Annotated in this window: 18 protein-coding genes, 9 tRNA genes and 2 rRNA genes; 5 read left to right on the top strand and 24 right to left on the bottom strand. The window is 54.2% G+C overall.

What is annotated here, in order from left to right; all coding sequences use genetic code 11:
- Positions 1 to 42: 42 nt before the first annotated feature.
- The 6 genes from lgt to MYS68_RS31085 form a co-directional block, all read right to left on the bottom strand.
- Positions 43 to 1,059, bottom strand: coding sequence for a prolipoprotein diacylglyceryl transferase (gene lgt, locus MYS68_RS31110; protein ID WP_275983569.1), 1,017 nt, complete (start codon positions 1,057 to 1,059; stop codon positions 43 to 45).
- Between the two features lie 52 nt (positions 1,060 to 1,111).
- Positions 1,112 to 2,053, bottom strand: a complete 942-nt coding sequence (hprK, locus tag MYS68_RS31105; protein ID WP_248929507.1) for an HPr(Ser) kinase/phosphatase — start codon at positions 2,051 to 2,053, stop codon at positions 1,112 to 1,114.
- Between the two features lie 127 nt (positions 2,054 to 2,180).
- Positions 2,181 to 2,363 (bottom strand): hypothetical protein, encoded by a 183-nt coding sequence (locus MYS68_RS31100; protein WP_248929506.1) that lies wholly within the window; start codon positions 2,361 to 2,363, stop codon positions 2,181 to 2,183.
- A 433-nt stretch (positions 2,364 to 2,796) separates the two neighbouring features.
- Positions 2,797 to 3,918: an ABC transporter ATP-binding protein gene (locus tag MYS68_RS31095; RefSeq protein WP_248929505.1), complete on the bottom strand. Its 1,122-nt coding sequence runs from the start codon at positions 3,916 to 3,918 to the stop codon at positions 2,797 to 2,799.
- Between the two features lie 92 nt (positions 3,919 to 4,010).
- Positions 4,011 to 5,129, bottom strand: coding sequence for a PucR family transcriptional regulator (locus MYS68_RS31090; RefSeq protein WP_248929504.1), 1,119 nt, complete (start codon positions 5,127 to 5,129; stop codon positions 4,011 to 4,013).
- 115 nt (positions 5,130 to 5,244) lie between these two features.
- Positions 5,245 to 6,099 carry a C40 family peptidase gene (locus MYS68_RS31085; RefSeq protein ID WP_248929503.1) on the bottom strand — a complete coding sequence of 285 codons (855 nt, stop codon included), beginning with the start codon at positions 6,097 to 6,099 and terminating at the stop codon, positions 5,245 to 5,247.
- Positions 6,100 to 6,388: 289 nt separating this feature from the next.
- On the opposite strand from MYS68_RS31085, the gene MYS68_RS31080 reads away from it, so the two are divergent.
- The 5 genes from MYS68_RS31080 to MYS68_RS31060 all read left to right on the top strand — a co-directional run bounded on the left by MYS68_RS31080 (position 6,389) and on the right by MYS68_RS31060 (position 10,625).
- Positions 6,389 to 7,645: a nickel-dependent lactate racemase family protein gene (locus MYS68_RS31080; protein ID WP_275983568.1), complete on the top strand. Its 1,257-nt coding sequence runs from the start codon at positions 6,389 to 6,391 to the stop codon at positions 7,643 to 7,645.
- Between the two features lie 2 nt (positions 7,646 to 7,647).
- Positions 7,648 to 8,037, top strand: coding sequence for a hypothetical protein (locus MYS68_RS31075; protein WP_248929501.1), 390 nt, complete (start codon positions 7,648 to 7,650; stop codon positions 8,035 to 8,037).
- A gap of 4 nt (positions 8,038 to 8,041) precedes the next feature.
- Positions 8,042 to 8,644, top strand: a complete 603-nt coding sequence (locus MYS68_RS31070) for a gluconate 2-dehydrogenase subunit 3 family protein (RefSeq protein WP_248929500.1) — start codon at positions 8,042 to 8,044, stop codon at positions 8,642 to 8,644.
- Positions 8,634 to 10,229, top strand: a complete 1,596-nt coding sequence (locus MYS68_RS31065; protein ID WP_248929499.1) for a GMC family oxidoreductase — start codon at positions 8,634 to 8,636, stop codon at positions 10,227 to 10,229. The genes MYS68_RS31070 and MYS68_RS31065 overlap by 11 nt, the downstream gene beginning before the upstream one ends.
- Positions 10,230 to 10,316: 87 nt before the next feature.
- Positions 10,317 to 10,625, top strand: coding sequence for an MTH1187 family thiamine-binding protein (locus tag MYS68_RS31060; protein WP_248929498.1), 309 nt, complete (start codon positions 10,317 to 10,319; stop codon positions 10,623 to 10,625).
- A 148-nt stretch (positions 10,626 to 10,773) separates the two neighbouring features.
- On the opposite strand, the gene MYS68_RS31055 is transcribed toward MYS68_RS31060, so the two are convergent.
- The 18 genes from MYS68_RS31055 to MYS68_RS30970 form a co-directional block, all read right to left on the bottom strand.
- Positions 10,774 to 10,849 (bottom strand) — tRNA-Lys (locus MYS68_RS31055).
- 16 nt (positions 10,850 to 10,865) lie between these two features.
- Positions 10,866 to 10,948, bottom strand: a tRNA-Tyr gene (locus tag MYS68_RS31050).
- A 17-nt stretch (positions 10,949 to 10,965) separates the two neighbouring features.
- Positions 10,966 to 11,038 (bottom strand) — tRNA-Phe (locus MYS68_RS31045).
- Positions 11,039 to 11,209: 171 nt separating this feature from the next.
- Positions 11,210 to 11,286, bottom strand: a tRNA-Asp gene (locus MYS68_RS31040).
- Positions 11,287 to 11,308: 22 nt separating this feature from the next.
- Positions 11,309 to 11,384: transfer RNA gene (locus tag MYS68_RS31035), tRNA-Thr, on the bottom strand.
- A 15-nt stretch (positions 11,385 to 11,399) separates the two neighbouring features.
- Positions 11,400 to 11,475 (bottom strand) — tRNA-Val (locus MYS68_RS31030).
- Positions 11,476 to 11,545: 70 nt separating this feature from the next.
- Positions 11,546 to 11,622, bottom strand: a tRNA-Met gene (locus tag MYS68_RS31025).
- 29 nt (positions 11,623 to 11,651) lie between these two features.
- Positions 11,652 to 11,739 (bottom strand) — tRNA-Ser (locus MYS68_RS31020).
- Positions 11,740 to 11,828: 89 nt separating this feature from the next.
- Positions 11,829 to 14,743: ribosomal RNA gene (locus tag MYS68_RS31015) — 23S ribosomal RNA — on the bottom strand.
- 161 nt (positions 14,744 to 14,904) lie between these two features.
- Positions 14,905 to 14,980: transfer RNA gene (locus MYS68_RS31010), tRNA-Ala, on the bottom strand.
- An 82-nt stretch (positions 14,981 to 15,062) separates the two neighbouring features.
- A 16S ribosomal RNA gene (locus MYS68_RS31005) occupies positions 15,063 to 16,605 on the bottom strand.
- The 16S and 23S rRNA genes sit together here with 9 tRNA genes alongside, the layout of an rRNA operon.
- A 363-nt stretch (positions 16,606 to 16,968) precedes the next feature.
- Entirely contained in the window at positions 16,969 to 18,987 is a 2,019-nt protein-coding gene (gene ligA / locus MYS68_RS31000) for an NAD-dependent DNA ligase LigA (RefSeq protein WP_248929497.1), read from the bottom strand.
- Positions 18,988 to 19,005: 18 nt separating this feature from the next.
- Positions 19,006 to 21,327 (bottom strand): DNA helicase PcrA, encoded by a 2,322-nt coding sequence (gene pcrA / locus MYS68_RS30995; protein WP_248929496.1) that lies wholly within the window; start codon positions 21,325 to 21,327, stop codon positions 19,006 to 19,008.
- Positions 21,328 to 21,344: 17 nt separating this feature from the next.
- Complete coding sequence (pcrB, locus tag MYS68_RS30990; protein ID WP_248929495.1) at positions 21,345 to 22,034, bottom strand: heptaprenylglyceryl phosphate synthase; 690 nt, start codon at positions 22,032 to 22,034, stop codon at positions 21,345 to 21,347.
- A 489-nt stretch (positions 22,035 to 22,523) separates the two neighbouring features.
- Positions 22,524 to 23,591: a spore coat protein gene (locus MYS68_RS30985; protein WP_248929494.1), complete on the bottom strand. Its 1,068-nt coding sequence runs from the start codon at positions 23,589 to 23,591 to the stop codon at positions 22,524 to 22,526.
- Between the two features lie 18 nt (positions 23,592 to 23,609).
- The gene (locus tag MYS68_RS30980; RefSeq protein WP_248929493.1) at positions 23,610 to 23,840 is read right to left on the bottom strand and encodes a spore coat protein; all 231 of its coding nucleotides are present in this window, start codon (positions 23,838 to 23,840) and stop codon (positions 23,610 to 23,612) included.
- Positions 23,841 to 23,993: 153 nt separating this feature from the next.
- Entirely contained in the window at positions 23,994 to 24,920 is a 927-nt protein-coding gene (locus tag MYS68_RS30975; RefSeq protein ID WP_248929492.1) for a DUF4340 domain-containing protein, read from the bottom strand.
- Positions 24,917 to 26,305 carry a GldG family protein gene (locus MYS68_RS30970; protein WP_248929491.1) on the bottom strand — a complete coding sequence of 463 codons (1,389 nt, stop codon included), beginning with the start codon at positions 26,303 to 26,305 and terminating at the stop codon, positions 24,917 to 24,919. The genes MYS68_RS30975 and MYS68_RS30970 overlap by 4 nt, the downstream gene beginning before the upstream one ends.
- Between the last annotated feature and the right edge of the window lie 3 nt (positions 26,306 to 26,308).

Here is a 26,308-nt window from a genome sequence, read left to right as displayed (position 1 = left end):
TTCTCCTTTATCATCGTTGATCTTCTTGCTGCTGTCGGGCGGCTACCCCTGCTCCAGCGGCTTGCGGTCGTCCGGCAGCGAAGCCGTCTCTTCCGGCCCGTTCCCCCGGTCCGTCTTATCCTCCGCACCGTGCCCGGATGCCGCCGAAGGAGCGGAATGCGCCGGCACGATTGGGTCCGAGTACCGGACGTCCGCCTGTCCGGTACGGCGCCGAACGATCATCCACACGATGGCAGCGATGATGATCAGCACACCGAGCAGCTGTGAAATGCGCACGTTGCCGTAGCTCATTTCGCCCGGCTCGAACAGCATCGTCATCGGCGACCAAAGCGCCTTCATCAGCCCTTCCAGCCAAGCTGGGCCTGTAAACGCCAAACTGTCCGTACGCAGTCCCTCGATAAAAAAGCGCCCGATCGAATACCAGATGAAGTAGCTGAAAAATAGCTCTCCCGCCCGCATAAACGATTGCCGCCTCAAAATGAGGAGCAAAATCAGGCCGGCAACGTTCCACAGCGATTCATACAAGAAGGTTGGATGGTAATACGTGCCCCCGATGTTCATTTGATTCACGATGAAGTTCGGCAAATGCAGCGTATTCCGCAAAAATTCCTCGGTAACGGGTCCGCCGTGGGCTTCCTGGTTCATATAGTTGCCCCAGCGGCCGATAGCTTGGCCGACAATGAGGCCGGGTGCGCAAATATCGGCGATCCGCCAAAACGGATACCCTTTGCGCCGAACATAGATCACCGCTGCGATAATCGCCCCGATCAATGCGCCGTAAATGGCTATTCCGCCATGCCATACCTTGAATATTTCGGATAAATTGTCGCGATAATCTTCCCATTTGAAGGCGACATAATATATTCTCGCTCCGACAATCGCAGACGGGACCCCGATCAGCACCAAATCCATAAAAAAGTCCGGGTTGATGTTGAACCGTTTCCCCTCCTGCACCGCAAGCAGCAGTCCGACGAGCGCAGCCGTTCCCAATATGATCCCGTACCAATGCACCTTCAGCGGCCCGAGTGCGAACGCGATCGGATCAATAGCCAAGTACAATGAGGTCACCTCCTGATCGTTTTACATAGCAAAACTTGCTTCGTCAGCATGATTACTCCAGATCGTCGATATCTTCGGACAACGATTCTGTAAGTTTGTTCGTAAATTGCAGCGCCGCGTTGTAGCCCATCCGTTTCAGACGGTAGTTCATTGCCGCTACCTCGACGATGACCGCCAGGTTGCGTCCCGGTCTGACCGGAATCGTGACGAGCGGCAAATCCGTATCGATGATCCGGGTCATCTCCTCGTCCAGGCCGAGCCGGTCATACTGCTTATCCTGCTGCCATGTTTCCAGCTTGACGACAACGGAAATTTTTTTCACATTGCGGATAGCTCCGGCACCAAACAAGGTCATCACGTTGATAATGCCGACGCCGCGAATTTCCAACAGGTGCCGTATCAGCTCCGGCGCGTTTCCGTTCAGCGTGTGATCCGCTGTTTGGCGAATTTCGACGGCATCGTCGGCAATCAGGCGATGTCCTCGTTTCACGAGCTCGAGGGCGGTTTCGCTTTTGCCGATGCCGCTGCTGCCGGTAATCAGCATGCCGACGCCGTACACATCGACCAGAACGCCGTGGATCGTCGTAGACGGAGCCAGTTTATTTTCCAAAAAGCCGGTTAAACGGCTCGCAAATATGGTGGTCGCCACCTGGCTGCGCAGCACCGGAAGCTCCATCTTTTCGGACGCTTCAATCATCTCGGGCGGCACATCCATGCCCCGCGTCACGCATATGCAAGGAGTATCCGCATGGGAGAACAACTTCATGGCCCGGTCTTTCCGGTCCTCCTCCGGCAACCGGGAAAAGAACGTCAGTTCCGTTTTGCCGAGCAGCTGCACCCGTTCCGCCGGGTGGAATTCAAAATATCCCGCTATTTCAAGGCCTGGACGATACAAGTCGGCCACAGTGATCGGACGTTTTAATCCGCTTTCGCCGGAAAGCACTTCAAGCCCAAACTCCTCCACCAAATCCGCAACCTTTAATTTTTTCGGCATGTTCTCTTTCTCCTTTTATGTCCCAATATCCCCATCCTACTGGATAATTCGGCTGAAATCAACAGCATGTGCCCATTGCAGCGGCACACGGCTCGATTAAAGCGGACGGATATGATGTAAGTCGGGTTCAGGACCGGTCTTTTTCATGAGACGATTGTCCCGATTGCCGTTCGTCATGCTCTTGATCTTCCTGATTGCCGCAGGCGATGCAGATCAATTTCCCGTCCTTGCCCATGGAACCTTCCAGGAAGCCGCCGCGGCAGTACACTTCGGTGCCGCATTGCGCGCAGTATCCGACTAGCTCTTGCACAGGTTATCCCCCCCCTAATATGGGCCACCCCGAAAATTTGTGCGCTACCCCCTAAAACTGTGCGCTACCCCCTAAATCCCCCTTAAAGGGGGACCCCAGGCGCCCCAAGCGCCCTGGACCCGCCTGTATGATGGTCATACTCGCTTCTAGGTCGCGTTTGTCCGGCATGGATTTTTTGCGTTCGCTAAAAAATCCTATGCCGGACACGCTTTACTTACGGCGCGATGCCGAATTAGATGCTTCGTGCCTCGTGCCCGCGTATGTTGGCATGGATTTTACTTACGTAAAATCTTGTGCCGCCACGCTTAACTATATTTGTTGAAGACCCGTTTTAACCTAATCGATCAGCATCTATGCAACACAAACACAGCTTTCAAGCAAACAGCACAAAAGCCAGCCGACCACGTCGACTGGCTTGCGTATATAGTAGCTACTACGACAACAGGATGGATTGAGTCGTTTCCTTGTCGAAGAAGTGCACTTTGTTCATGTCGATAGCGAGCTTCACGTTTGTGCCTTCCTTGAAGCCGGCACGGCCGTCAACGCGAGCTACTACGCTTTGGTTGCCGAGGCCGTTCAAGTACAGGAACATTTCATGGCCGAGGTTTTCCGCAACTTCGATGTGTGCGTTAACGATCGAATTCGGGGAAGCTTCGATGACGATAGCTTCTTCATGGAAGTCTTCCGGACGTACGCCGAACACGACTTCTTTACCGATATAGCCTTTTTCGCGAAGCACTTTCGCTTTGCCTTCCGGAACTTCCAGGTTGCAGCCCGGTGCTTTGAAGCGGAGGCCGCCGCCTTCTTCTGCGAACGTACCGCTGATGAAGTTCATCGACGGAGAGCCGATGAAGCCTGCAACGAACATGTTTACCGGATAGTTGTAGATCTCTTCCGGAGAAGCGGCTTGCTGAATGATGCCTTTATCCATTACGACGATACGGTCGCCCATTGTCATAGCTTCCGTCTGGTCGTGCGTTACGTAGATGATTGTAGTTTCAAGACGCTTGTGCAGCTTGCTGATTTCCGCACGCATCTGTACGCGCAGCTTGGCGTCCAAGTTGGAGAGCGGTTCGTCCATCAGGAACACTTGAGGTTCGCGGACGATAGCGCGGCCCAAGGCAACGCGTTGACGCTGACCGCCGGAGAGAGCCTTCGGCTTACGGTCAAGCAAATGTTCGATGTCGAGAATTTTCGCCGCTTCGCGAACGCGAGCGTCGATGTCGGCTTTCTTGAACTTGCGCAGCTTCAAACCGAAAGCCATGTTTTGATATACGTTCATGTGCGGATACAAAGCGTAAGATTGGAACACCATAGCGATGTCGCGGTCTTTCGGAGCCACGTCGTTAACGAGACGGTCGCCGATATAAAGCTCGCCTTCCGTGATTTCTTCGAGGCCTGCGATCATACGCAGCGTAGTCGACTTACCGCAACCGGAAGCGCCGACAAGTACGAGAAACTCTTTATCTTTAATCTCAAGATGGAAGTCTTTCACCGTTGCTTCTTCGTTACCCGGATACTTCTTCACGACGTGATTTAAGCGTACACCAGCCATGGATCAATTCCCCCTACGGATTAGTATCGTTCTTATAGTTCCATCTTACATTGCCGGGCCCGTTATGACTATGCACAATCTTCACAAAAAAATCACTTTCTTTTCGTTACTTTGTACAATAATAAAGCAATTTTCACAAGCACCGCATCGTTGAACGTCCTCACGTCCAGACCGGTTTCCTGCTTGAATTTATCCAGCCGGTAAAGCAGCGTATTGCGGTGAATGTACAGTTTTTTCGCGGTTTCGCTGACATTGCAGTCCAGGCTGAAAAACTGCTCCAGCGTCATCAACGTCTCCGCATCCATCACCACATCGATCCGCTTCAGCACCCGTTCCAAAAAATCGGCTTTGTTCTCTTCGGGTATCGGTTGAATCAGCTTCTCCAAATGCAGTTGCCATGGCAAATGAATGTTGCTGCCCACGTGATAGGTGCGCCCCAGCATCAAAGCTTCGCGCAGCTCGACCACCGTCACGTAAAGCGACTTGGCCGGAGTCATCGGATAATGCACGGCAACCTGGCATTCCCCGAGCCACTCGTTCGCCAGCATTTCCCTCAGCCCCAGCGCAATCGCCGTCAGCGTTTCTTCCAGGCTCTCCTCTTCGCCATACTCCCGATCGTCGCCCGCATCCGCTGATAATAGCTTGTCCGACCCGAGGATGAGCCATTCTTTTTCCATTAAGGGGATCAGCACGATATCCGCATCGAAAAACGATTCCAGCAGCTTTTTCAATTCCTGGTAGGAGCCTTTTTTTGTAGAAGGGTAATCCCCGTAGAGCAAAATCGGAATTTTCGCCGAATACAGCGATAAAGCGGATACCAAATTGTCCGGCATCTCTGCGCTGGATGCCCCCGAGTCCAGCTGCTGCCTCAGCCAGTCGCGGATAGCGCCGACTTTCCGCTCCTCTTCGCTCGCCATATAGGGAGGCTGCTTGCGCAGAGCCGCCGTGTGCCCCTCGCTTAACAGCTCGACAAGCGCAAGCTCCGCTTTCGTGAGGTCCGTTTTGCCTACGGAAAGAAGCTGCACCGTCTGGCCTTCCTGGCTCAGAAAAAACAACGTTTCCTGGTTCGCAACGATGCTCTGTCCCCCGCCGCTCGTATGAATAGGATCGGAAATCAACGATTTCCAGTCGCCGGCCGGCATTTTCACAAGGCGAACCACCGCCGGGCTCCAAACATCCTGCAGCTGCTGTTTAAGGTTATCCCAATCCATCCGCTCCACTCCCGTCTGTCTATATGGGATCATTGTAGCATATGAGAAGCTTCTTATCGAAATCAGTTCCCCTACATGAAAGAAGGCCGCTTGTGCGCGGCCTTTCTTCCCTGTATCAGTTGATCACCCGACGGGCCGTCACATAGTGATCTTTCCACCAGCCCGTTTCGATTGTGCTGTACTTGACGCCGCCTTCTCCGTACGTATGAATCATCATGCCATTGCCCGCGTACATTCCGACATGGCCGATTTTTCCACCTGAATCCTTCGTCGTGAAAAACACCAGGTCGCCTACGTCGAGGTTGCTCTTGCTCACAAACTTCCCTTCTTTGGCCTGGTTGCGGGATACTCTCGGCAGTGTGATGCCGTTTTCGGCAAAAATCGTTTTCATGAACGAAGAGCAATCAAACGTCTTGGTTTGCCCGTATTTGGCGCCAAAAACGTAAGGCGTTCCCAAGTATTTGCGAGCGTCAAGCACCAGTTGGACGCGCTTCTGATCATTCGCGGACAGAACGCGGCGCGCGCCTATAAAACTTTTTTCAAATGTGGAATTGATCGGTTGGATGATCACTTCGTCCTTGCTTTTGGAAGCCAGGATCATCTTGTCATTGCCTATGTAGATCCCTGATGTATTCGGAGTGGAGCCGCTGCCGAAGAAAAGCACATCCCCTTCCTTTACGGAGCTTAAGCTCTTGATTAAAGGCTTGTTCATTTTATATTGTGCGCTCAAACCTCGCGGCATATTGTAATCAAGCAGGTCGTACACGTAAAAGATCAGCCCGGAAGCGTCGAATCCTTGGGAAGGAGACTCGGAGCCCGCATCGTAATCTTTGCCCACCATTTTTTTGACAATCGAGACGGCGTCCATATCGTCGTATGCGGCAAAAGCTTGTCCGGCAAATGCCCCGGTCAGCATCACGGTCATTGCAGCGGTAACTCCTGCGGTACGAAGCAGGTTGCGTTTGAACATAATCTTAATTCCTCCAGTGCGTGTAGTTTTCCCCATGTTTGGGTGAATGCTCTTGCTGTAGCATCAGATTACCATGGAAAGGATAGTAATATCATTACTTAAATATTGCCAATGAATATGTATTAATGGTAATTCAGTTAATATATACGACTTGTATATCAATCCGCATCAGCACCATGCATTTTAAATTTGTCCTGCTCGATTTTGGATATTTTCAAAAGTAAAGGAAAAAACTAACGTTGCTGCAAATGATTCACTATGAAGGAGGAGGGGGCCCATATTTCCGTTATTGTATGGCAAGGGGAACGTTCCATTGGCATGGGCTCCCGACCGGGTGCCGGACATCATCTCCTACCAGGCTGAACCCCATCCCGATGCGTCGTCATGCATAGAACGGGCGCTTGCCCAGCCGATCGGAACGCCGCCGCTGCGCCAGCTCGCCCGCGGGCGTTCGAACGCGGTCATTTTGATCAGCGATATAAGCCGGCTGTGCCCGACCTATTTGTTTTTGATACGGCTGCTTGATGAGCTGAATGAAGCCGGCATCGGCGATGACCGCATTCATGTCATCGTGGCGCTTGGACTTCACCGGAAACAGACGGAAGACGAGCTGCGTCAGCTCGCCGGCGACGCCGCATACCGGCGCGTCCGGGTGATGAACCATTCCGCTATGAGCGAGGACTGCGTTTTTCTCGGCACCACCTCTTTGGGCACTCCGGTGGAAATTAACCGCATCGTGGCCGAAGCCGATCTGCGAATCGCAACCGGCAATATCGAACCGCACGCGCTGGTAGGTATTTCGGGAGGGGTTAAAGCGCTCGTTCCGGGAGCAGCCTCCCACCGCTGCATCGAATGCAACCATTCGCTATCGCAGCGATATACCGCACGGCCCGGCGATCCGGGCAATCCGGTGCACCGCGACTTGGAGGAAGCGCAGCAGCTCGCACCGATTCACTTCTTGTTCAACGTGATTGTCGATCATGAACGCCGGATCATCGATGCCTTTGCCGGAGATGTCGCGGAGGCTCATCGTATCGGGGCGGAGCGGGCCGCAGCCTTATTCGTGGTCCCCGTCCACCGGAAGTACGATGTGACGGTCGTCTCCGCCGGCGGCCATCCGAAGGATACTCAGCTGTACCAAGCGATCAAGTCTTTGAAAAATGCCGCTTCCATCACAAGGCACGGCGGCGATATCCTGCTTGTCGCCGAATGCGAGGAGATGTTCGGAAACGGAATATTCCAGTTTTGGATGGAAACGATGCAGGATCGGGCAGAGATGGTCGACAAGCTGAAAAGACAGTTCGTTCTTGGCGCTCATAAAATTTTGCACATTGACGAGGTTCTGCAAAAACACCGGGTGCACATCCACTCCCGGATTCCCGAACCAATCGTCCGGCTGATCGGGTTCGAGCCGGCCCGCAACCTGCAGGCGGCTTATGACCGGCTGACCGCCGACCGTTCCAGATCGGTTGCCTTGATGCCCTGCGGAGCGCTTACTTTTCCGCAAATGCAATCAACAATAACTTCACATAAAGCGGGTGTTTAAGCATGTGGAATGGCTGGACTTTAGACAGAGTCGTCATTTTGTTCGTCGGCTTAGCCTATCTGGCAATCGGAGCCCAGGTCACGTTATCGCATTACCGGCAAAACTTTCACCATAAAGCGATGTGGGGCCCCGTCCTCTCCGCTCCTTTTCTGTGCCTTTTCAGCGTGTGGCTCGCCATGGCCCCTTCGCCATGGCTCTATACGACGTTTTTGGTTCTTATGTACATAGGAGCATTGGTTGGGGTTGTCGGCTTTTACTACCACTTCCACGGCGTCGGGGTTCGCGTTGGCGGATATACGTCACGCAATTTCCTGGTAGGTCCGCCTGTCGTGCTGCCGCTCCTGTTTACCGCGATAGGAGTCCTTGGCCTGCTCGCTTATTACTGGAGGTGAAGGCATGAGCAAAACGACACATTATCCGTCCTACGACGTGATGAGTCATGCGGAGCATTGGGACGACCATACGCAGCATATTGTGACGTCCCGGCTCATTAGGGAAAAATCGTACTCTTTCCTCACAACGGTGGAGGCGGAAATTTTGCGGGCCTGGTGCTCGAAGCTGGTAGGCGATATGCGTGGGGAAATCATTCAATATGTGCTTTGCCATATCGATCAGACTTTATCGGACGGCCGCGGGGAGGGCCAGCGAAAGCCGGATGTCGCGCCGGCCCCCGAGCTGATCCGCAAAGGCCTGAAAGCTATCGATGCGACTTGTCAGTCGCTTCATGCCAAACATTTTTTCGAGCTGGAAGATTACATGCAGCAGGGGCTTATGAAAGATATCAGCGAAGGTTCTGCGGAGCCTGCTTCCATTTGGGCCTCCGTTCCCCAGCAGGATCTGTTTAAAAAACTTCTGAACTATACGCTGGAAGCGTACTATTCCCATCCGACCGTATGGTCGGAAATCGGCTATGCCGGGCCCGCTTATCCGCGCGGTTATATTCGGGCTCGTGCAGGGCAATGGGATGCATGGGAGGCGAGACTCGAAAATGAATCGTAAATATGCAAACGAAGAGGTCGATGTCGTTATCGTCGGCGCCGGGGCTGCCGGCGGGGTGCTCGCCAAAGAGCTCAGCGAGTCGGGCATGAGCGTTGTCGTACTTGATGCCGGGCCGATGTGGGACCCTCAGCATGACTTCGCCAGCGACGAACTCTCAATGCAGCGGCTCGGCTGGGAGGAAACCCGCCTCGTGGATGGCCGGGATCCCCTCACCATGGGACACAACAATTCCGGCCGCGGGATCGGCGGCGGAACGACGCATTTTACCGGAGTGTTTCTGCGGTTTCACGATGCCGACTTTCGTGCTCGCACCTTGGACGGCGTTGCGGACGACTGGCCGATCGGTTACGACGATCTGGCCCCCTATTACGATAAAATCGAAAAGGAAATCGCGGTTTCCGGACCGAAGCATTTTCCTTGGGGCAACTTCCATGGTCCATACCTTTATCCCGAACGCGATCCGCTTAGTCCAAACGCATACGTTTTTCAAAAAGGCTGTGAGGCGCTCGGCATTCGCCACGTCGTTGCGCCTCTGGCGATATTGTCCGCCCCGTTTGAGGATAGACCGCCGTGCATCAACCGCGGGTTTTGCAACCAAGGATGTATGCCCAACGCCAAATTCAGCACGCTGATCGTCCATATACCAAAGGCGATGCGGGCGGGCGCGGAAGTGCTGCCTAACTGCATGGTTACGCAAGTGATGACGGACAAGCACGGACGGGCCAGCGGCGTCACCTTCGTCCATGAAGGCAAGGAATACGTGCAAAAAGCGCGCCTCGTTATTTTGTCCGCCTATGTGGTAGAAACTCCTCGGCTGCTGCTGAATTCGGCTAACGGGCGTTACCCAAGCGGACTCGCCAACAGCAGCGGATGGGTCGGCCGCGGGTTTATGACGCACAGCAGCCACGATGTGTACGCAAAGTTTGCCGAAGAAGTACGCTTGTATAAAGGAACGCCGGTGCTCGCTACGACGCAGGATTTTTACGAAACGATGCCGGACGCCGGCTTTGTTCGCGGATATACGCTGCACGCACACGGAGCCAGGCCGCTCGCGTTCGTCAAAGGAATTGCAAACTCGCAAACCGGGTTGTTATGGGGAGAGAAGCTGAGGCAGACCGCCTTGGATTATAACTTCTACGGGCGTGTTACGATGGTTGGCGAAGTGCTGCCTCATCCGGATAACCGGATCACCCTTGCCGACGAGAAGGACGATCTTGGCTTGCCCCGCGCGAAGGTCACCTTCAGCTTTGGCGAAAATGACCGTCGGCTCATCGATCATGCCGTGGTCAAAATGGGCCAAATTCTCGAAGCAGCCGGAGGAAAAGTGGAATTTGTCGTTCCGGACACGGCTCATTTGATGGGCGGATGTCGAATGGGGGCGAACCCGGACGAATCGGTTGTCAACTCTTACGGCCAAACGCACGATATCCCGAACCTGTTTATTTGCGACGCCAGCATTTTCGTCACATCGGGGGCGGGCAATCCGACCAATACCGTGATGGCGCTGGCAGCCCGAACCGCGGATTACATCCGCAAACAAGCTGCGCAGCTCTTCTCTCTAAGCGAAAAGCCCATCCATGTGTGATCACGGATGGGCTTTATTTTGCATAGCTCAAGTTGTAAGATAAAGGGGTACTCAGCTAATTTTGATGATATTGGAGGCTTCACGCTTATGGCTATTGCCGAAGTAACCGTCATTCCTATAGGTACGGAAACAACCAGTCTCAGCGCTTATGTCGCCCGTTTGCATAAGGTGCTTGAACAAGAGCAGGCTGCAGGTGGAATCCGGTTTCAACTGACTCCGATGAGCACGATCATTGAAGGGGAATTGGACGAGCTGTTCCGTGTCATCCGCTTGGTGCACGAGGTTCCTTTCGAACAAGGAGCAAGCCGCGTGTCCACCTCCATAAAAATCGATGATCGCCGCGACAAACCGGCCAGCATGGAGCAAAAACTGCGTTCGGTTGCCGAGAAAATATAAAGATCAAAAAGGCAAGAACATAAATCCTCAAAAGCGAAGTGTCTTCTGAAGCTTATTCCCGGTGCTTGTGGGGGAGTCCTCGTTTCCGCGAAAATTATTTCCCGGAGTAACAAAAAAAGACCGTTTCCGGTCTGTTTTGTTAGGGTAATGGTGAGCCATGTAGGACTCGAACCTACGACACCCTGATTAAAAGTCAGGTGCTCTACCGACTGAGCTAATGGCTCTCATATGTAGAAGTGATGGAGGATGATGGATTCGAACCACCGAACTCGTCAGAGAACAGATTTACAGTCTGCTGCGTTTGGCCACTTCGCTAATCCTCCATGGTCCATCAAAAAAATGGCTCGGGACGGAATCGAACCGCCGACACGAGGATTTTCAGTCCTCTGCTCTACCGACTGAGCTACCGAGCCATATGTATATAGTGTTCCATTTTGGTGAGAAACATCCCTCTCAGGATGTAAAATGGCGGAGCCGACGGGATCCTCTTCGTTTCACTCCGAGACTGCGAAGTCATCCTAACGAAGCTGATGCTCCGACGAACCCTGAAACCATTGGGTTCTCATCCCTTACAGGATGTTAAATGGCGGAGCCGACGGGATTCGAACCCGCGGTCTCCTGCGTGACAGGCAGGCATGTTAGGCCTCTACACCACGGCTCCACACTATATAAAAAAATTCCACTGGTGCCGCCGAGAGGACTTGAACCCCCAACCTACTGATTACAAGTCAGTTGCTCTACCAATTGAGCTACAGCGGCATATCATGATGCTTATGGTGGACGCTGACGGGATCGAACCGCCGACCCTCTGCTTGTAAGGCAGATGCTCTCCCGGCTGAGCTAAGCGTCCACAAAGAAGAGCACAAATCGTATCTTACCACAAAATCCGACAAACTATCAACCAAAATTTCAACAAATGATGGTAGCGGCGGAGGGGATCGAACCCCCGACCTCACGGGTATGAACCGTACGCTCTAGCCAGCTGAGCTACGCCGCCATGATAAAAGATTTCGTAAAATAAAACTACGGAGAGAGAGGGATTCGAACCCTCGCACCACTTACGCAGTCTAACCCCTTAGCAGAGGGTCCCCTTGAGCCACTTGGGTATCTCTCCAAGATTCATGTTTCAGGACATGTTGCTCCCTGAAAACTAGATGCGAATCACTTCAAGTGTGCTGCGTTAGATTCCTTTGGGTACTTCTTTTGGTTAAGCCCTCGACCGATTAGTATTCGTCAGCTCCACACGTTACCGCGCTTCCACCCCGAACCTATCTACCTCGTCGTCTACAAGGGGTCTTACATACTGGGAAATCTCATCTTGAGGGGGGCTTCACGCTTAGATGCTTTCAGCGCTTATCCCTTCCGTACTTGGCTATCCAGCCGTGCCTCTGGCGAGACAACTGGTACACCAGCGGTACGTCCATCCCGGTCCTCTCGTACTAAGGACAGCTCCTCTCAAATTTCCTACGCCCGCGACAGATAGGGACCGAACTGTCTCACGACGTTCTGAACCCAGCTCGCGTACCGCTTTAATGGGCGAACAGCCCAACCCTTGGGACCTACTTCAGCCCCAGGATGCGATGAGCCGACATCGAGGTGCCAAACCTCCCCGTCGATGTGGACTCTTGGGGGAGATAAGCCTGTTATCCCCAGGGTAGCTTTTATCCGTTGAGCGATGGCCCTTCCATTCGGTACCACCGGATCACTAAGCCCGACTTTCGTCCCTGCTCGACCTGTTTGTCTCGCAGTCAAGCTCCCTTCTGCCTTTGCACTCTTCGAATGATTTCCAACCATTCTGAGGGAACCTTGGGGCGCCTCCGTTACTCTTTAGGAGGCGACCGCCCCAGTCAAACTGCCCACCTGACACTGTCCCCATACCCGATCAGGGTACCAGGTTAGAACTCCGATACGATCAGGGTGGTATCCCAACGTCGCCTCCACACAAGCTGGCGCTCATGCTTCAAAGGCTCCCACCTATCCTGTACAGATCGTACCAAAGTCCAATATCAAGCTGCAGTAAAGCTCCATGGGGTCTTTCCGTCTTGTCGCGGGTAACCTGCATCTTCACAGGTATTAAAATTTCACCGGATCTCTCGTCGAGACAGCGCCCAAGTCGTTACGCCATTCGTGCGGGTCAGAATTTACCTGACAAGGAATTTCGCTACCTTAGGACCGTTATAGTTACGGCCGCCGTTTACTGGGGCTTCGGTTCACAGCTTCGGTTTGCACCTTACCGCTCCCCTTAACCTTCCAGCACCGGGCAGGCGTCAGCCCGTATACTTCGCCTTGCGGCTTCGCACAGACCTGTGTTTTTGCTAAACAGTCGCTTGGGCCTTTTCACTGCGGCCCCCTCCGGCTATTCACCTTACCGGGGCACCCCTTCTCCCGAAGTTACGGGGTCATTTTGCCGAGTTCCTTAACGAGAGTTCTTCCGCGCGCCTTAGAATTCTCTTCTCGCCTACCTGTGTCGGTTTGCGGTACGGGCACCTTCTCCCTGGCTAGAGGCTTTTCTTGGCAGCTTGAGATCATGACCTTCGGTACTCCCGAAGTTTCCCTCCCCATCACAGCTCAGCCTTACGATGCGCGGATTTGCCTACGCACCAGCCTTACTGCTTGGACGGACATCCATCAGTCCGCGTCACTACCCTTCTGCGTCACCCCATTGCTCATAACGGTTCACGGTGGTACAGGAATTTCGACCTGTTGTCCTTCGACTACGCCTTTCGGCCTCGCCTTAGGTCCCGACTAACCCTGAGCGGACGAACCTTCCTCAGGAACCCTTAGGCTTTCGGCGGATGGGATTCTCACCCATCTTTTCGTTACTCATACCGGCATTCTCACTTGTATACAGTCCACCTGTCCTTACAGTCAAGCTTCTACCCGTATACAACGCTCCCCTACTGCCCATTACTGGACCCATAGCTTCGGTGGTGTGTTTAGCCCCGTTACATTTTCGGCGCAGAGTCACTCGACCAGTGAGCTATTACGCACTCTTTCAATGGTGGCTGCTTCTAAGCCAACATCCTGGTTGTCTGTGCAACTCCACATCCTTTCCCACTTAACACACACTTGGGGACCTTAGCTGATGATCTGGGCTGTTTCCCTCTTGACGATGGATCTTAGCACTCACCGTCTGACTCCCGGGTATAAGTATGCGGCATTCAGAGTTTGACTGGACTTGGTAACCCTTGGCGGGCCCCGCACCCAATCAGTGCTTTACCTCCGCTACTCTTATCCCGAGGCTAGCCCTAAAGCTATTTCGGGGAGAACCAGCTATCTCCGAGTTCGATTGGAATTTCTCCCCTACCCCCACCTCATCCCCGAATTTTTCAACGTTCGTGGGTTCGGGCCTCCAGTGCGTGTTACCGCACCTTCACCCTGGACAGGGGTAGATCACACGGTTTCGGGTCTACGCCCACGTACTCAAGTCGCCCTATTCAGACTCGCTTTCGCTGCGGCTTCGGCTCTTCACCTTAACCTTGCACGTGAACGTAACTCGCCGGTTCATTCTACAAAAGGCACGCCATCACCCTTTAACGGGCTCTGACTTCTTGTAAGCACACGGTTTCAGGTTCTGTTTCACTCCGCTCCCGCGGTTCTTTTCACCTTTCCCTCACGGTACTGCTTCACTATCGGTCGCTAGGGAGTATTTAGCCTTGGCAGATGGTCCTGCCTGCTTCCCACGGGGTTCCTCGTGTCCCGCGGTACTCGGGATCCGTCTAGCGATACGTTGGCTTTTGGTTACGGGACTGTTACCCTCTTTGGTGAGCCTTTCCAGACTACTTCGCCTAACCAACTTTTCGCACATTGACGTCCCACAACCCCAGGGGGCAAGCCCCCTGGTTTGGGCTACTCCGCGTTCGCTCGCCGCTACTGACGGAATCACTCTTGTTTTCTTCTCCTGAGGGTACTTAGATGTTTCAGTTCCCCTCGTATGCCTCCAACTACCCTATGTATTCAGGTAGAGGTAACCGAGTATTACCTCGGCTGGGTTCCCCCATTCGGACATCCCCGGATCAACGCCTGCTTACGGCTCCCCGAGGCATTTCGTCGTTCGCCACGTCCTTCTTCGGCTCCTAGCGCCTAGGCATCCTCCGTGTGCTCTTATTAGCTTAACCTAAGCTAAATCATTGCTAAAGGAATTCTAAGCTTTCGCTTGAAGTTGTTTCGCTATCTAGTTTTCAAGGAACAAACCATCGCTTTGACAGCGACAAGTGCTATCTTACCACAACGCCCGCTCGCATTTCAAGCAGAAACACTAGCCAACATTGGCGGTTGATGGTGGAGCCAAGCGGGATCGAACCGCTGACCTCCTGCTTGCAAGGCAGGCGCTCTCCCAGCTGAGCTATGGCCCCAAAATTCCATCAAAACTGAACAAATGAATGTTTGATTAGCCGATTATTGTCCGGCACCCTGCAGATGCCATGGACTCCATAGAAAGGAGGTGATCCAGCCGCACCTTCCGATACGGCTACCTTGTTACGACTTCACCCCAATCATCTACCCCACCTTCGGCGGCTGGCTCCTTGCGGTTACCCCACCGACTTCGGGTGTTGTAAACTCTCGTGGTGTGACGGGCGGTGTGTACAAGACCCGGGAACGTATTCACCGCGGCATGCTGATCCGCGATTACTAGCAATTCCGACTTCATGCAGGCGAGTTGCAGCCTGCAATCCGAACTGAGACCGGCTTCTAAAGATTCGCTCCAGATCGCTCCTTCGCTTCCCGTTGTACCGGCCATTGTAGTACGTGTGTAGCCCAGGTCATAAGGGGCATGATGATTTGACGTCATCCCCACCTTCCTCCGGTTTGTCACCGGCAGTCATCTTAGAGTGCCCGACCTTACTCGCTGGCAACTAAGATCAAGGGTTGCGCTCGTTGCGGGACTTAACCCAACATCTCACGACACGAGCTGACGACAACCATGCACCACCTGTCTCCTCTGTCCCGAAGGCCTGCCCTATCTCTAGGACATTCAGAGGGATGTCAAGACCTGGTAAGGTTCTTCGCGTTGCTTCGAATTAAACCACATACTCCACTGCTTGTGCGGGTCCCCGTCAATTCCTTTGAGTTTCACTCTTGCGAGCGTACTCCCCAGGCGGAGTGCTTACTGTGTTGACTTCGGCACCGAGGGTATCGAAACCCCCGACACCTAGCACTCATCGTTTACGGCGTGGACTACCAGGGTATCTAATCCTGTTTGCTCCCCACGCTTTCGCGCCTCAGCGTCAGTTACAGGCCAGAAAGCCGCCTTCGCCACTGGTGTTCCTCCACATCTCTACGCATTTCACCGCTACACGTGGAATTCCGCTTTCCTCTCCTGCACTCCAGTCCTCCAGTTTCCGGTGCGAACCAGGGTTGAGCCCTGGGCTTAAACACCAGACTTAAAGAACCGCCTGCGCGCGCTTTACGCCCAATAATTCCGGACAACGCTTGCCCCCTACGTATTACCGCGGCTGCTGGCACGTAGTTAGCCGGGGCTTTCTTCTCCTGTACCGTCACCTTGAGAGCAGTTACTCTCCCAAGCGTTCGTCCAGGGCAACAGAGCTTTACGATCCGAAAACCTTCATCACTCACGCGGCGTTGCTCCGTCAGACTTGCGTCCATTGCGGAAGATTCCCTACTGCTGCCTCCCGTAGGAGTCTGGGCCGTGTCTCAGTCCCAGTGTGGCCGATCACCCTCTCAGGTCGGCTACGCATCGTCGCCTTGGTGAGCCGTTACCTCACCAACTAGCTAATGCGCCGCAGGCCCATCTGTAAGCCGCAGCTTGCACCGCGTTTCTTGGCCCCTTCATGCGAAAGAACCATCTATCCGGTCTTAGCTACCGTTTCCGGTAGTTATCCCGATCTTACAGGCAGGTTGCCTACGTGTTACTCACCCGTCCGCCGCTAACCTTTCCCGAAGGAAAGATCCGCTCGACTTGCATGTATTAGGCACGCCGCCAGCGTTCGTCCTGAGCCAGGATCAAACTCTCCAATAAAGTTGAGTTGATTATATAGCTCATTGCTTTAAAACTACTGGCTAATTCAAACATCATTTGTTCAGTTTTCAAGGAACTTTGTTCACGTCGTTTTTGTCGTGACAAGTACATATCTTATCACTTTCGATCGACGATTGCAACACTTTATTTTTTTCCATTTGCCGATCAGGCCCGGCCGGATGGCCCGCCTTCCGAGGCGCGTCCACCGCGCTTTCGCGGCGACAAAAACTAATTTACCACAGATGGCGCCCGTAATGCAACTTTTAAAGTTTGCCGCCGACACCTTTTTTATACATGGCAAAAAAACGGCCCTAATAGCAAGGGAGCAGCCCGTCAAAGCTGCTCCCGCCACATCCATATAATTTATGCTTCACCTAAGAGCTTCAGCAGTTCCTGCTCATCGTCGATGATGCGAATGCCCAGCTCCTGCGCCTTTGTCAGCTTGCTGCCGGCGCTTTCCCCGGCTATGACGATATCCGTTTTCTTCGACACGCTGCCGGTAATTTTGGCGCCGAGCGCTTCGAGTTTTTTCGCAGCTTCGTCACGGCCCATCGTCGATAATGTGCCGGTAAGCACGACCGTTTTTCCGAAAAACGGGTTATCCGTATTGACCGGTTCGGCTCTCTCCTCCACTTGAGGCGAGACGCCGGCCTGAAGCATTCGGTCAATGCTTTTTTGCACGTTTGGATCCTGGAAGAAGGAAACGATGCTCTCCGCCACAATGTCCCCGATATCGTGGAGCGTCAAAAGCTCCTCCTTGGTCGCATTCATAAGCGGCTCCAGACCGAGAAAATGATCCGCCAGCACCTTGGTCGTCGTGATGCCGGTATTCGGAATGCCAAGCGCGTACAGGAAAGACGCGAGCGGCCGCGTCTTGCTTTTATCTATCGCCTCAAGCAAGTTGTTCGCTTTTTTCTCGCCAAAACGCTCCAGCTTAATCAGGTCGGCAAATTGCAAATCATATAAGTCGGCGGGGTCCCGGACCCCGAGTTCTTCGTACAGCTGTTCGGCGGTTTTCTCGCTGAACGTTTCGATGTCCATCGCATCGCGGGATGCAAAATGGGCGAGCCATGCAATCGCCTGCGGCTTACAGCCGAGTTTGTTCGGGCAGAACAGATGCGCCCCGCGCTGCTCGAGCGGCGTGCCGCAGGCTGGACAATGAGTCGGGGACACAATCTCGCCGCCATCCTGTTCTTCCGTCACTTTTCCCAAAATTTCAGGGATTACGTCATTCGATCTTCTTATATATATGAGCGTGCCAAGCGCGTGTTTCAGGTTTTTGCGTTCGATGTCGTCGACGTTATTGAGCGTACAATTGCGCACCGTCACCCCGGCCAACTCCACCGGTTCCACGACCGCGGCAGGCGTGATTTTGCCGGTACGGCCGACGTTCCAGTTCACCGCCTCGAGGATCGTCGTCGCTTCCTCGGATTCGAATTTATAGGCGACCGCCCAGCGCGGGAATTTCTCCGTGTAACCGAGCACCTCGCGCGTTCGCATGTCGGTGATTTTAACCACTGCACCGTCAATCAAATAATCAAGGGAATGGCGCATGTCGGCGACCGTTTGCAGCTCTTTTTCCACCTCTTCGATGGAATCGAAAAACTTGACGTAGGGGCTGACTTTAAACTGGTTGTTCCGCAAAAATTCAATCATTTCGCGGTGGTCGGCAAATTGGATATTGTCCGAAAAACCGACATTGTAAAAATACGCGTTCAGCCGTCTTTCCGCAGTGACCTTCGGGTTCAAGTTGCGGAGAGCGCCGGCCGCGGCGTTGCGGGCGTTTTTGAGCGGCTCCGCGGCGGTCCGGTTATATTCCTCAAGCACGGACAAGTTCATGATGCCCTCGCCCTGAACTTCAATGATGCCGTCGCGGTAAGGGATTTGCAGCGGAATCGACTTGATCGTTTTCACCTGCGGCAAGATGCCTTCGCCAACCGTTCCGTTGCCGCGGGTAGACGCTTGAACGAGCTCTCCGCCTTCGTAGGTCAGATTCAGCGTCAGCCCGTCGAACTTCAGCTCCACGACAAAAGACAGCGGCGGCAGCGGGTTGTCCGGATGCTGCGTATTGTAATCGTTAACCAGCTTGAGCGCGCGGGTATGCCACGCCGCCAAGTCCTCATGGCTTTGCGCCTTGTCCAAACTCCACAGCCGGGCCCGGTGCCGGTGCGGCTCGAACCCTTTCAGGATGGCATCTCCGATCCGCTGAGTCGGAGAATAAGACAAAACAACGCCGGTTTCCTTCTCTAGAGCGACGAGCCGGTCGTACAGCTTGTCGTAGTCGGCATCGCTTATCGATGGCTGGTCGAGCGTATAATATAAATAGTTGTGCTTGTTGATCTCTTCAATGAGGGATTTCATTTCGGACAAGGCTTCAGCCATGCAAAACCATCCTCTCTTTTACTCCACCTTGGTAATCGGTGCGAATTTGGCGAGCAGGCGCTTGACCCCCGTCGGGGCCGGGAAAGCGATCTGCAGTTCGGTGTCGTCGCCCGCGCCTTTGAGCGCGACGACCGTGCCCGTGCCCCACTTGCCGTGGGCCACCTTGTCGCCGACCTTGTAGTCGGCGACAGGCGTGCCCGGCTGCGGGGGCACGCTGCGGCTGGCCGCGGGGGCGCCGGCAGCGCCTGCCGCGGCCGGCCGGCCAAAGCCGGCGGCGCTGCCGAAGGCACCGCTGCGCGCCGCGCCGCCGCCCAGCTGCGCCGAGCGGGCGAAGCCTCCGCCGGCGCCGAAACCGCCGCGGCCGAAGCTCGGGCCGCCGCCCGAAACGACCTCGACGAGTTCCTCGGGGATTTCCCCGAGGAATCGCGAGGGCGCGTTCATCTGCGTGCGGCCGAACAAGGTCCGCATGCGGGCGCACGAGAGGAACAGCTCCTGCTCGGCACGCGTGATGCCGACGTACGCGAGACGGCGTTCCTCTTCGAGCTCCTGGTCGTCCATAAACGCCCGGCTGTGCGGGAAGACGCCTTCCTCCATGCCGATGATAAACACGACCGGAAATTCGAGGCCTTTGGCGCTGTGCATCGTCATCAGCACCACGCCGTTGTTTTTATCGACAACGTCCTCGTCCATCGTATCGATGTCGGCAATCAGCGCGAGGTCCGTCAGGAACGCAACGAGCGAGCGGTCTTCGTTTCTTTTTTCAAAATCCATCGTCACGGATAAAAATTCTTGGATGTTCTCGAGCCTTGCCTGCGATTCGATTGTATTCTCACGCTGCAGCTCGGCCTGGTAGCCCGACAATTGCAGCACCTGCTCAGTCAGCTCGGTCACGGATAAATATTCGACCATCCGGTTTAAGTTCGAAATCATATCGCGGAAATCAGCGAGCGCATTCCGGGCTTTGCCCGTAATCTCCAGCGCCTCGACCTCCTCCAGCATCGCGAACATCGAGATGCCGCGGCGCCCTGCGAGGTCTGCCAGCCGATCGACGGACGTATCGCCGATACCCCGCTTCGGCACGTTCACGACGCGCGCGAAGCTGATATCGTCATCCGGGTTGGAAATGAGCCGCAAATAAGCGAGGATATCCTTGATCTCTTTACGGTCATAGAACTTGATGCCGCCGACGATCTGATAAGGGATATCCGATTTGATCAAAATTTCCTCGATCACGCGGGACTGGGCATTCGTACGGTATAAAATAGCGTGGTCGCTGTACGAGCGGCCCTTGGCGACGTTGCGGCTGATTTCGCCGGTGACAAAATAACCTTCGTCATGCTCGCTATCGGCCTGATAAACGCGAACCTTCGCTCCGCCTTCCTTGTCGGTCCACAAGTTTTTCGGCTTGCGCCCGGCGTTGTTGCCGATGACTTTGTTGGCCGCGTTCAAGATGTTGGCGGTGGAGCGGTAATTTTGCTCGAGCAAAATTGTCGTCGCTTTCGGATAATCCTGCTCGAAGTTCAAAATGTTTGTGATGTCCGCGCCTCGCCAGCGGTAAATCGACTGATCGCTGTCGCCGACGACGCAAATGTTTTTGTGCTTGTCCGCCAGCATTTGCGTCAGCATATACTGGGCCCGGTTCGTATCCTGGTACTCGTCCACGTGGATATAACGGAATTTGCTCTGATAAAAATCGAGCACCTCCGGCACATCCTTAAACAGTTCGATCGTTTTCATGATCAGGTCGTCGAAATCGAGCGAGTTGTTGTGCTTCAGCTTTTTTTGGTACAAGCTGTACACCTTTGCGACGATGCCTTGAAAATAATCGCCGATTCGGTTTTCATACCGTTCGGGGGAAACCAGTTCGTTTTTGGCGTTTCCGATTTCGGCCTGCACCGCTTTGGGCTCGAACTTTTTCGTATCGATATTCAGTTCCTTCATACAATTGCGGATGACGGACAGCTGATCCCCCGAATCAAGGATCGTAAAATTCGACGTAAAGCCGATGCGGCTGATATCCTTGCGCAAAATCCGCACGCACATCGAGTGGAACGTCGATACCCAAATATCGTTTGCGGACGGGCCGACGAGCTTCGCCACCCGCTCCTGCATTTCGCGCGCCGCTTTGTTCGTAAATGTAATCGCCAGAATGCTCCACGGAGCTACCTTGCGGGCTCCGATCAGGTAAGCGATGCGGTGCGTGAGCACCCGCGTCTTGCCGCTCCCCGCTCCGGCCATGATGAGAAGAGGCCCTTCGGTCGCTTCGACGGCTGCGCGCTGCTGCGGGTTGAGCAGCTTGACCGCTTTTAAAATATCTATAGGTTCATTCATTGCATTCATTATCAATTATTCCCTTCCTAGCTTTTGATGGCTTTTACGGTTGCGAGCGCATTCGGCAAATCGTCATAAATGGCGTTGCCAACGACTATCGTGTCTGCTGCTTCGGCTGCCGATCGAGCCTGATCGGGACTGGCGATGCCGCCTCCGTAAAACAGCCGTGCCTCGTGGAGCACTTTGCGTACTTTGCCCACCGTCTCCATGTCTCCGAACGTTCCGCTGTACTCCATATAAAATACCGGGCACCGGAACAGCCTGTCCGCCATGCGGGCGTAGGCTTCGATGTCCTTCAGCGTCAGATCGGTGACCGCTTCGGTTACTCGTGCCGCCGTCGATGCTCCGTTGAGCACTACATAACCTTCCGTGAGAATCCGATCCCACTCCAGAATGGCGCCGTATTCTTTCAGCGCCTCATGGTGATGTCCGGTAATCCAGTCCATATGCCGCGAATTCAGGACGAGCGGGATCATGAACAGATCGAAGCCGGGCACTATCGCCTCCCGATCGGATATTTCCAGCACGCAGGGCACTTCGAACCGCCTGATCCGCGCAAGCAAATCGACGGTATTGTCGAAGGTGACGCCGCTTGAGCCGCCGACCATCACCGCATCGGTACCGGACGTGCATACCGCCTCCAGCGCTTCGTCCGAAAGCTGCTTGTCCGGATCCAGCTTAAAAACATGCTTCCACAGCCGTATATCGAGACTCACCTTTAGCCCCTCCGCTTCTTGTGTACAAACCTAGTCTATGATACCCTTCGGGGCCTGTCAAACATAAGCCGATATTGTTTTCATTATACAAAAGGGGAACGTGCATTCGCAATGTTAAAATCCCCCTAAGTTGCGGGACCACCCCCTAAATCCCCTAAAGGGGGGCCCCAGGCGCTCGGGCGCCCTGGACCCGCCCGCCGGAAGTTTATGCTCGCTTCTAATTCGCGTTTGTCCAGCATGGGTTTATTGCTGTTAGGCAATAAACCCTATGCTGGACACGCTTCACTTTTGGAGCGGAGTTGCCGGGAGGAAGAACGTGCCTCTGGCCCGCGTTTGGCAGCATGGATTTTGCCGATGCAAAATCCTATGCCGCCACGCTTAACTTATTGCATGTTGCACGTTGCAACACTCTATTACCGCAACACCTCATTTCACAAAAAAAAGCTCCCACCGGCGTGATGCCGTGGAAGCTTTTTTTGGGTACAGAGCCTAGAGCAAATATTTCGCACCGTGCGAGGAGCTGCCGCTCGTCTTCGACGCGGCGCTTTGCTCCGACTGGCCCGATTGGGCCGCGGAAGAACTGAGCGAGTAGCCGGTGCTGCCGGACTGGCGGCCGGCGGAAGAGCTGTAGTCGCTGGCCTGGGACGATGTTCGGCTGCTGTAGTCCTGCCCGGATTTGTGCGAGGTGTAGTCGTGGCTCGTTTTTACCGCGCCGTACTCTTTGGAGTAATCCGAGCCCGATTTGGACGTGCTGTAATCCTGGCTGCCGCTGGCGGACGACGCCTGGTAGCCGCCGGTGGACTGGCTTCCGCTTGTGCCATACGGCTGGCCTTGGGAAGAGCCGGCGTAATAACCGGAGCCGGTCGTTCCGCTTTGGCCGTACTGCGATCCGCCGCCATACCCGGATGTCGTTTGACCGATACCGGATGTGCTTTGGTTATAACCCGAAGTCCCTTGATAAGAGCTTTGCCCGAAGCCGGAGGCACCTTGACCGTAACCGGCGGTGCTTTGATTGTAATTGTCCATGTTGAAACTTTGGCCCGTTTGGCCGTAATCCTGCCTATAGGAAGAGCCGGCCCCCTGGTTAAACATTTGCCCTTGCGATTGCTGATGCGGAACGTATGTTGCCATGCCGGCAAATTGCTGTCCGCCCGCTTGCTCCGCCCATTGCTGGTTCCATTGCTGCTGATGAGCCGCCTGGGACTGCAGCCCTGCTTGCAAGCCTTGCTGCACGAATGACTGCAGCTGCTCGATTTTATGAATCTGCTTTTGCAGCTCCTGCTGCACTTCCTGTTGGGACGCTTCCTTTATATCGCCGTAAGAATCCATTTGGCTGATCACGCTGTAAATTTGCGCTTGATCCTGGAGCGTTTTTTGCAGCAGCGTTTGGAACGTTTGCCGGACGAACGGATTGTTCGCTTCCAATGCGGCTGTCGCATACTCTCTTGCTATCCGTTTACACTCCGATAATACAAAATTGGCCAAGTCCTGTTCCTGCAGCATCGTGTTTTGACCAAACATTTGCCGGTTCATGGGCGTTTGCTGTTGTTGGTACATCGTCGGACACCTCCTGATTTAGTGCGAGAAGCCGGATTGCATTTGCAGGGCGCGGATCAGTTGGTCGGCGTTGTGCAGACGCTCCTGCGCCAGTTGGCTGAACGTTTGCTTCAGCTGAGGCGTTTGCGCTTCCATAGCGCCCTGTACGCAAAGCTTCGCGAGCAGCTCCTCGTTTTTCAAAGAATCGGTTATGTACGCTAATTCCTTTGTGGTGATACCGTTATTTTGCTGCTGTTGCTGGGTGAACATGGGAAGATGTCCCTCCTTTCAAAGTTGACGCCTATTAAGATGCCCCGCCGGCTGGAAAATTATTTATCCCGATGGAAATTTTTCTATGACCGTCGAACATGCCAAAAAACCTCTCGACCGTCGCCGGTACGAGAGGTTTTCATCATTACCATATTATTTGCTGCCTTCCGGCAGCTGCTTGCCTTTGTCGAAGAGCTCCTGGATCGTTTGGGAAGGGATCGCATAACTCCAAAAATCCCCTTGCTTCGTAACCCACACGTTGTCGCCTTCGATCCAGCCGGTAAATGTCGTAACGGTATCTTTGCCCGAGTCGGTCTCCTTCACCTCGATGCGCAGCTCCGGCGTCCCCGCCTTCGGCACCGCCGTTTTCACGAGCTGCTCGGTCGCCATAAAGACCGCCTTATCCAGCACCTGGGACGCATCGGAGCCTTTGACGGTTTTGTCCCCAAGCTTCCAATCGGCTTCGTACGCCTTCTTGCTCGCATCGGTCTTGGACAAGCTCCACTTGTCGCCCTTCCAATCGACGGACAGAGACGTCACTTGGTCGTAATTCACCTTGATCGGGCTTTTCTCCATAAAATCGAGCTGTTGCTTGTTCAGCGCATTCACCTGCTGCTCGCCAATCCGGAACACCTCGCCCGAGCCGCTGGCCGACGCATAGAAGTAACCCTGGATCGGGAGCGGATCGCCGACGTTAATCGTCTTTGAGCTGCCGTCCTTCAGAACGAGCGTGAATTTTTGCTTCGGTTTGTCGAGCCCGTACTTGGCAAGGTCCGCCGCGTTATCCTCGACGGTTTTATCCTTCGTAGTCGTGCTGAACGTGTCGATCCAGCTATCGGCACCGAACGAGTTGAGCGGAAGCGACGAAGGCTTCGTCATCGTCCAGGCCCCGTCCTTTTTCTGCAGCTCGACTACGCTGTCGCCGTTTTGAATCGAGTAGCTCGCGACGTCGTCCTTTTTGATAGAAAACACCATCTTCGGCTCGTTCGATTTATCTTTGAAAAAATCTTTACTCGAAGCGTACCAAAACCCGGCGATGCAGATGATCACAAGCACGAGGGTAGGCCACAGCCGCTTCATCCTTTTCTCCTCCTCCACCAAATCCAGCCGCCAACGATGAGGAAGAGCAGCGGGAACAGCAGCACCGTGCCGTAGAATATCGAGTTCGCCTGGCCCGTGGTGACCATCGCCTGCTGGATCGCATCGCCCTCGCGCGGACGGATCGTTACCTGATCCTTCTGCTCCTGCAGCCAACCTACGCTGTTAAGCGCAAAGTCGCGGTTGCCCTGCTGCTGAATGCGGTCGTCCATCAGGAAGGTCGAACCGCCGAGCACGACTGCTTTTGGCTTGTTGTCCTTGTTCTGCACGGCGTAGCCGAGGTTCAGCGGACCTTTGATGTCGCCGGTGTCGTTTTTGGTCTGGCTTTTCATCAGCAGATCGATGTTCGTTTCGCCGTAGGCTTTGTCCGTCGTCTTCATAATGGCCGTAGCCGGATAATCGGCCACCGGGGTATCGACGTTCAGCGTCACCGCCAGGGAAATCATCGTGAGCAGGTTGTAGTCGGACAGCTTTTTCGTAATGTCGTGGTAGCCGTATTCCGGAATGATCGTCAGCGGGTCGAACAGCACGCTCTGCTTCGGTTCGATCGCCACCGCATGCTGGTCCTTAATGCCGTACGCCGCCAGCAAGGCATCGATATTTTTCCATTTCGTCGCCATGTCTTTGTTGAAGCCGAGCGCGAAATACAGCTTACCTTTGCCGTCCAAATATTGCTTGATCACTTCCGCTTCCTTGTCGGAAATGTCGTTTTGCGGGCCGATGATGAACAGCGCCTCCGCGTCGTCCGGGATTTTGCCCTCGCGCAGCAGGTTCAGGTCGCTGACCTCGTAGTTTTCGCTTTCGAGACCGCTTTTCCACACGCTCATCTGGTTCAGCGGAATTTCCTGATGCCCGGACAAGAAATACACTTTATGCTTCTCTTTCGAGTTCAAATTCATCAGCGCTTGAGTCAGCTTCTCTTCGCCGCTGAATTGATATTGTCCCTGCTGCTGGCCCGGCAGAAACATGTCGTAAAAGTAAATGCTTTTCTTCTGCGAGCCGCTCTCCACAATGACGACCCCGGACGGGTCGACGTCGTATTGTTTCGCAATGGACGGCTGCTTTACCATATCGTATTCGTCGAAGGTGATTTTGCCGGTGCGCTTCTTGTATTCCTGCACGAGCTCCACCACCTGCCGCTTAGCGAACGGGTCGGTCTGATCGCTTGTAAACGACATGATGTGCACGTCTTTATCGAGCGTCTTGAGCACATTTTCGGTGCTTTCGGACAGCGTAAACTTTTTGTTTTGCGTCAGATCCACCTGAAGGCTTTTTACGGAGTTCAGGAAGATCGTCAAGACGATGAAAATGCCGATCACCGCCAGCGACAGCACAGCGGCGTTCGTACCGCGAATCCATTTATTCATCGC

Source organism: Paenibacillus hamazuiensis (assembly GCF_023276405.1).
In the GTDB taxonomy this organism is placed as follows: Bacteria; Bacillota; Bacilli; order Paenibacillales; family NBRC-103111; genus Paenibacillus_AF; species Paenibacillus_AF hamazuiensis.
This window is presented reverse-complemented; position numbering and strand designations above follow the sequence as displayed.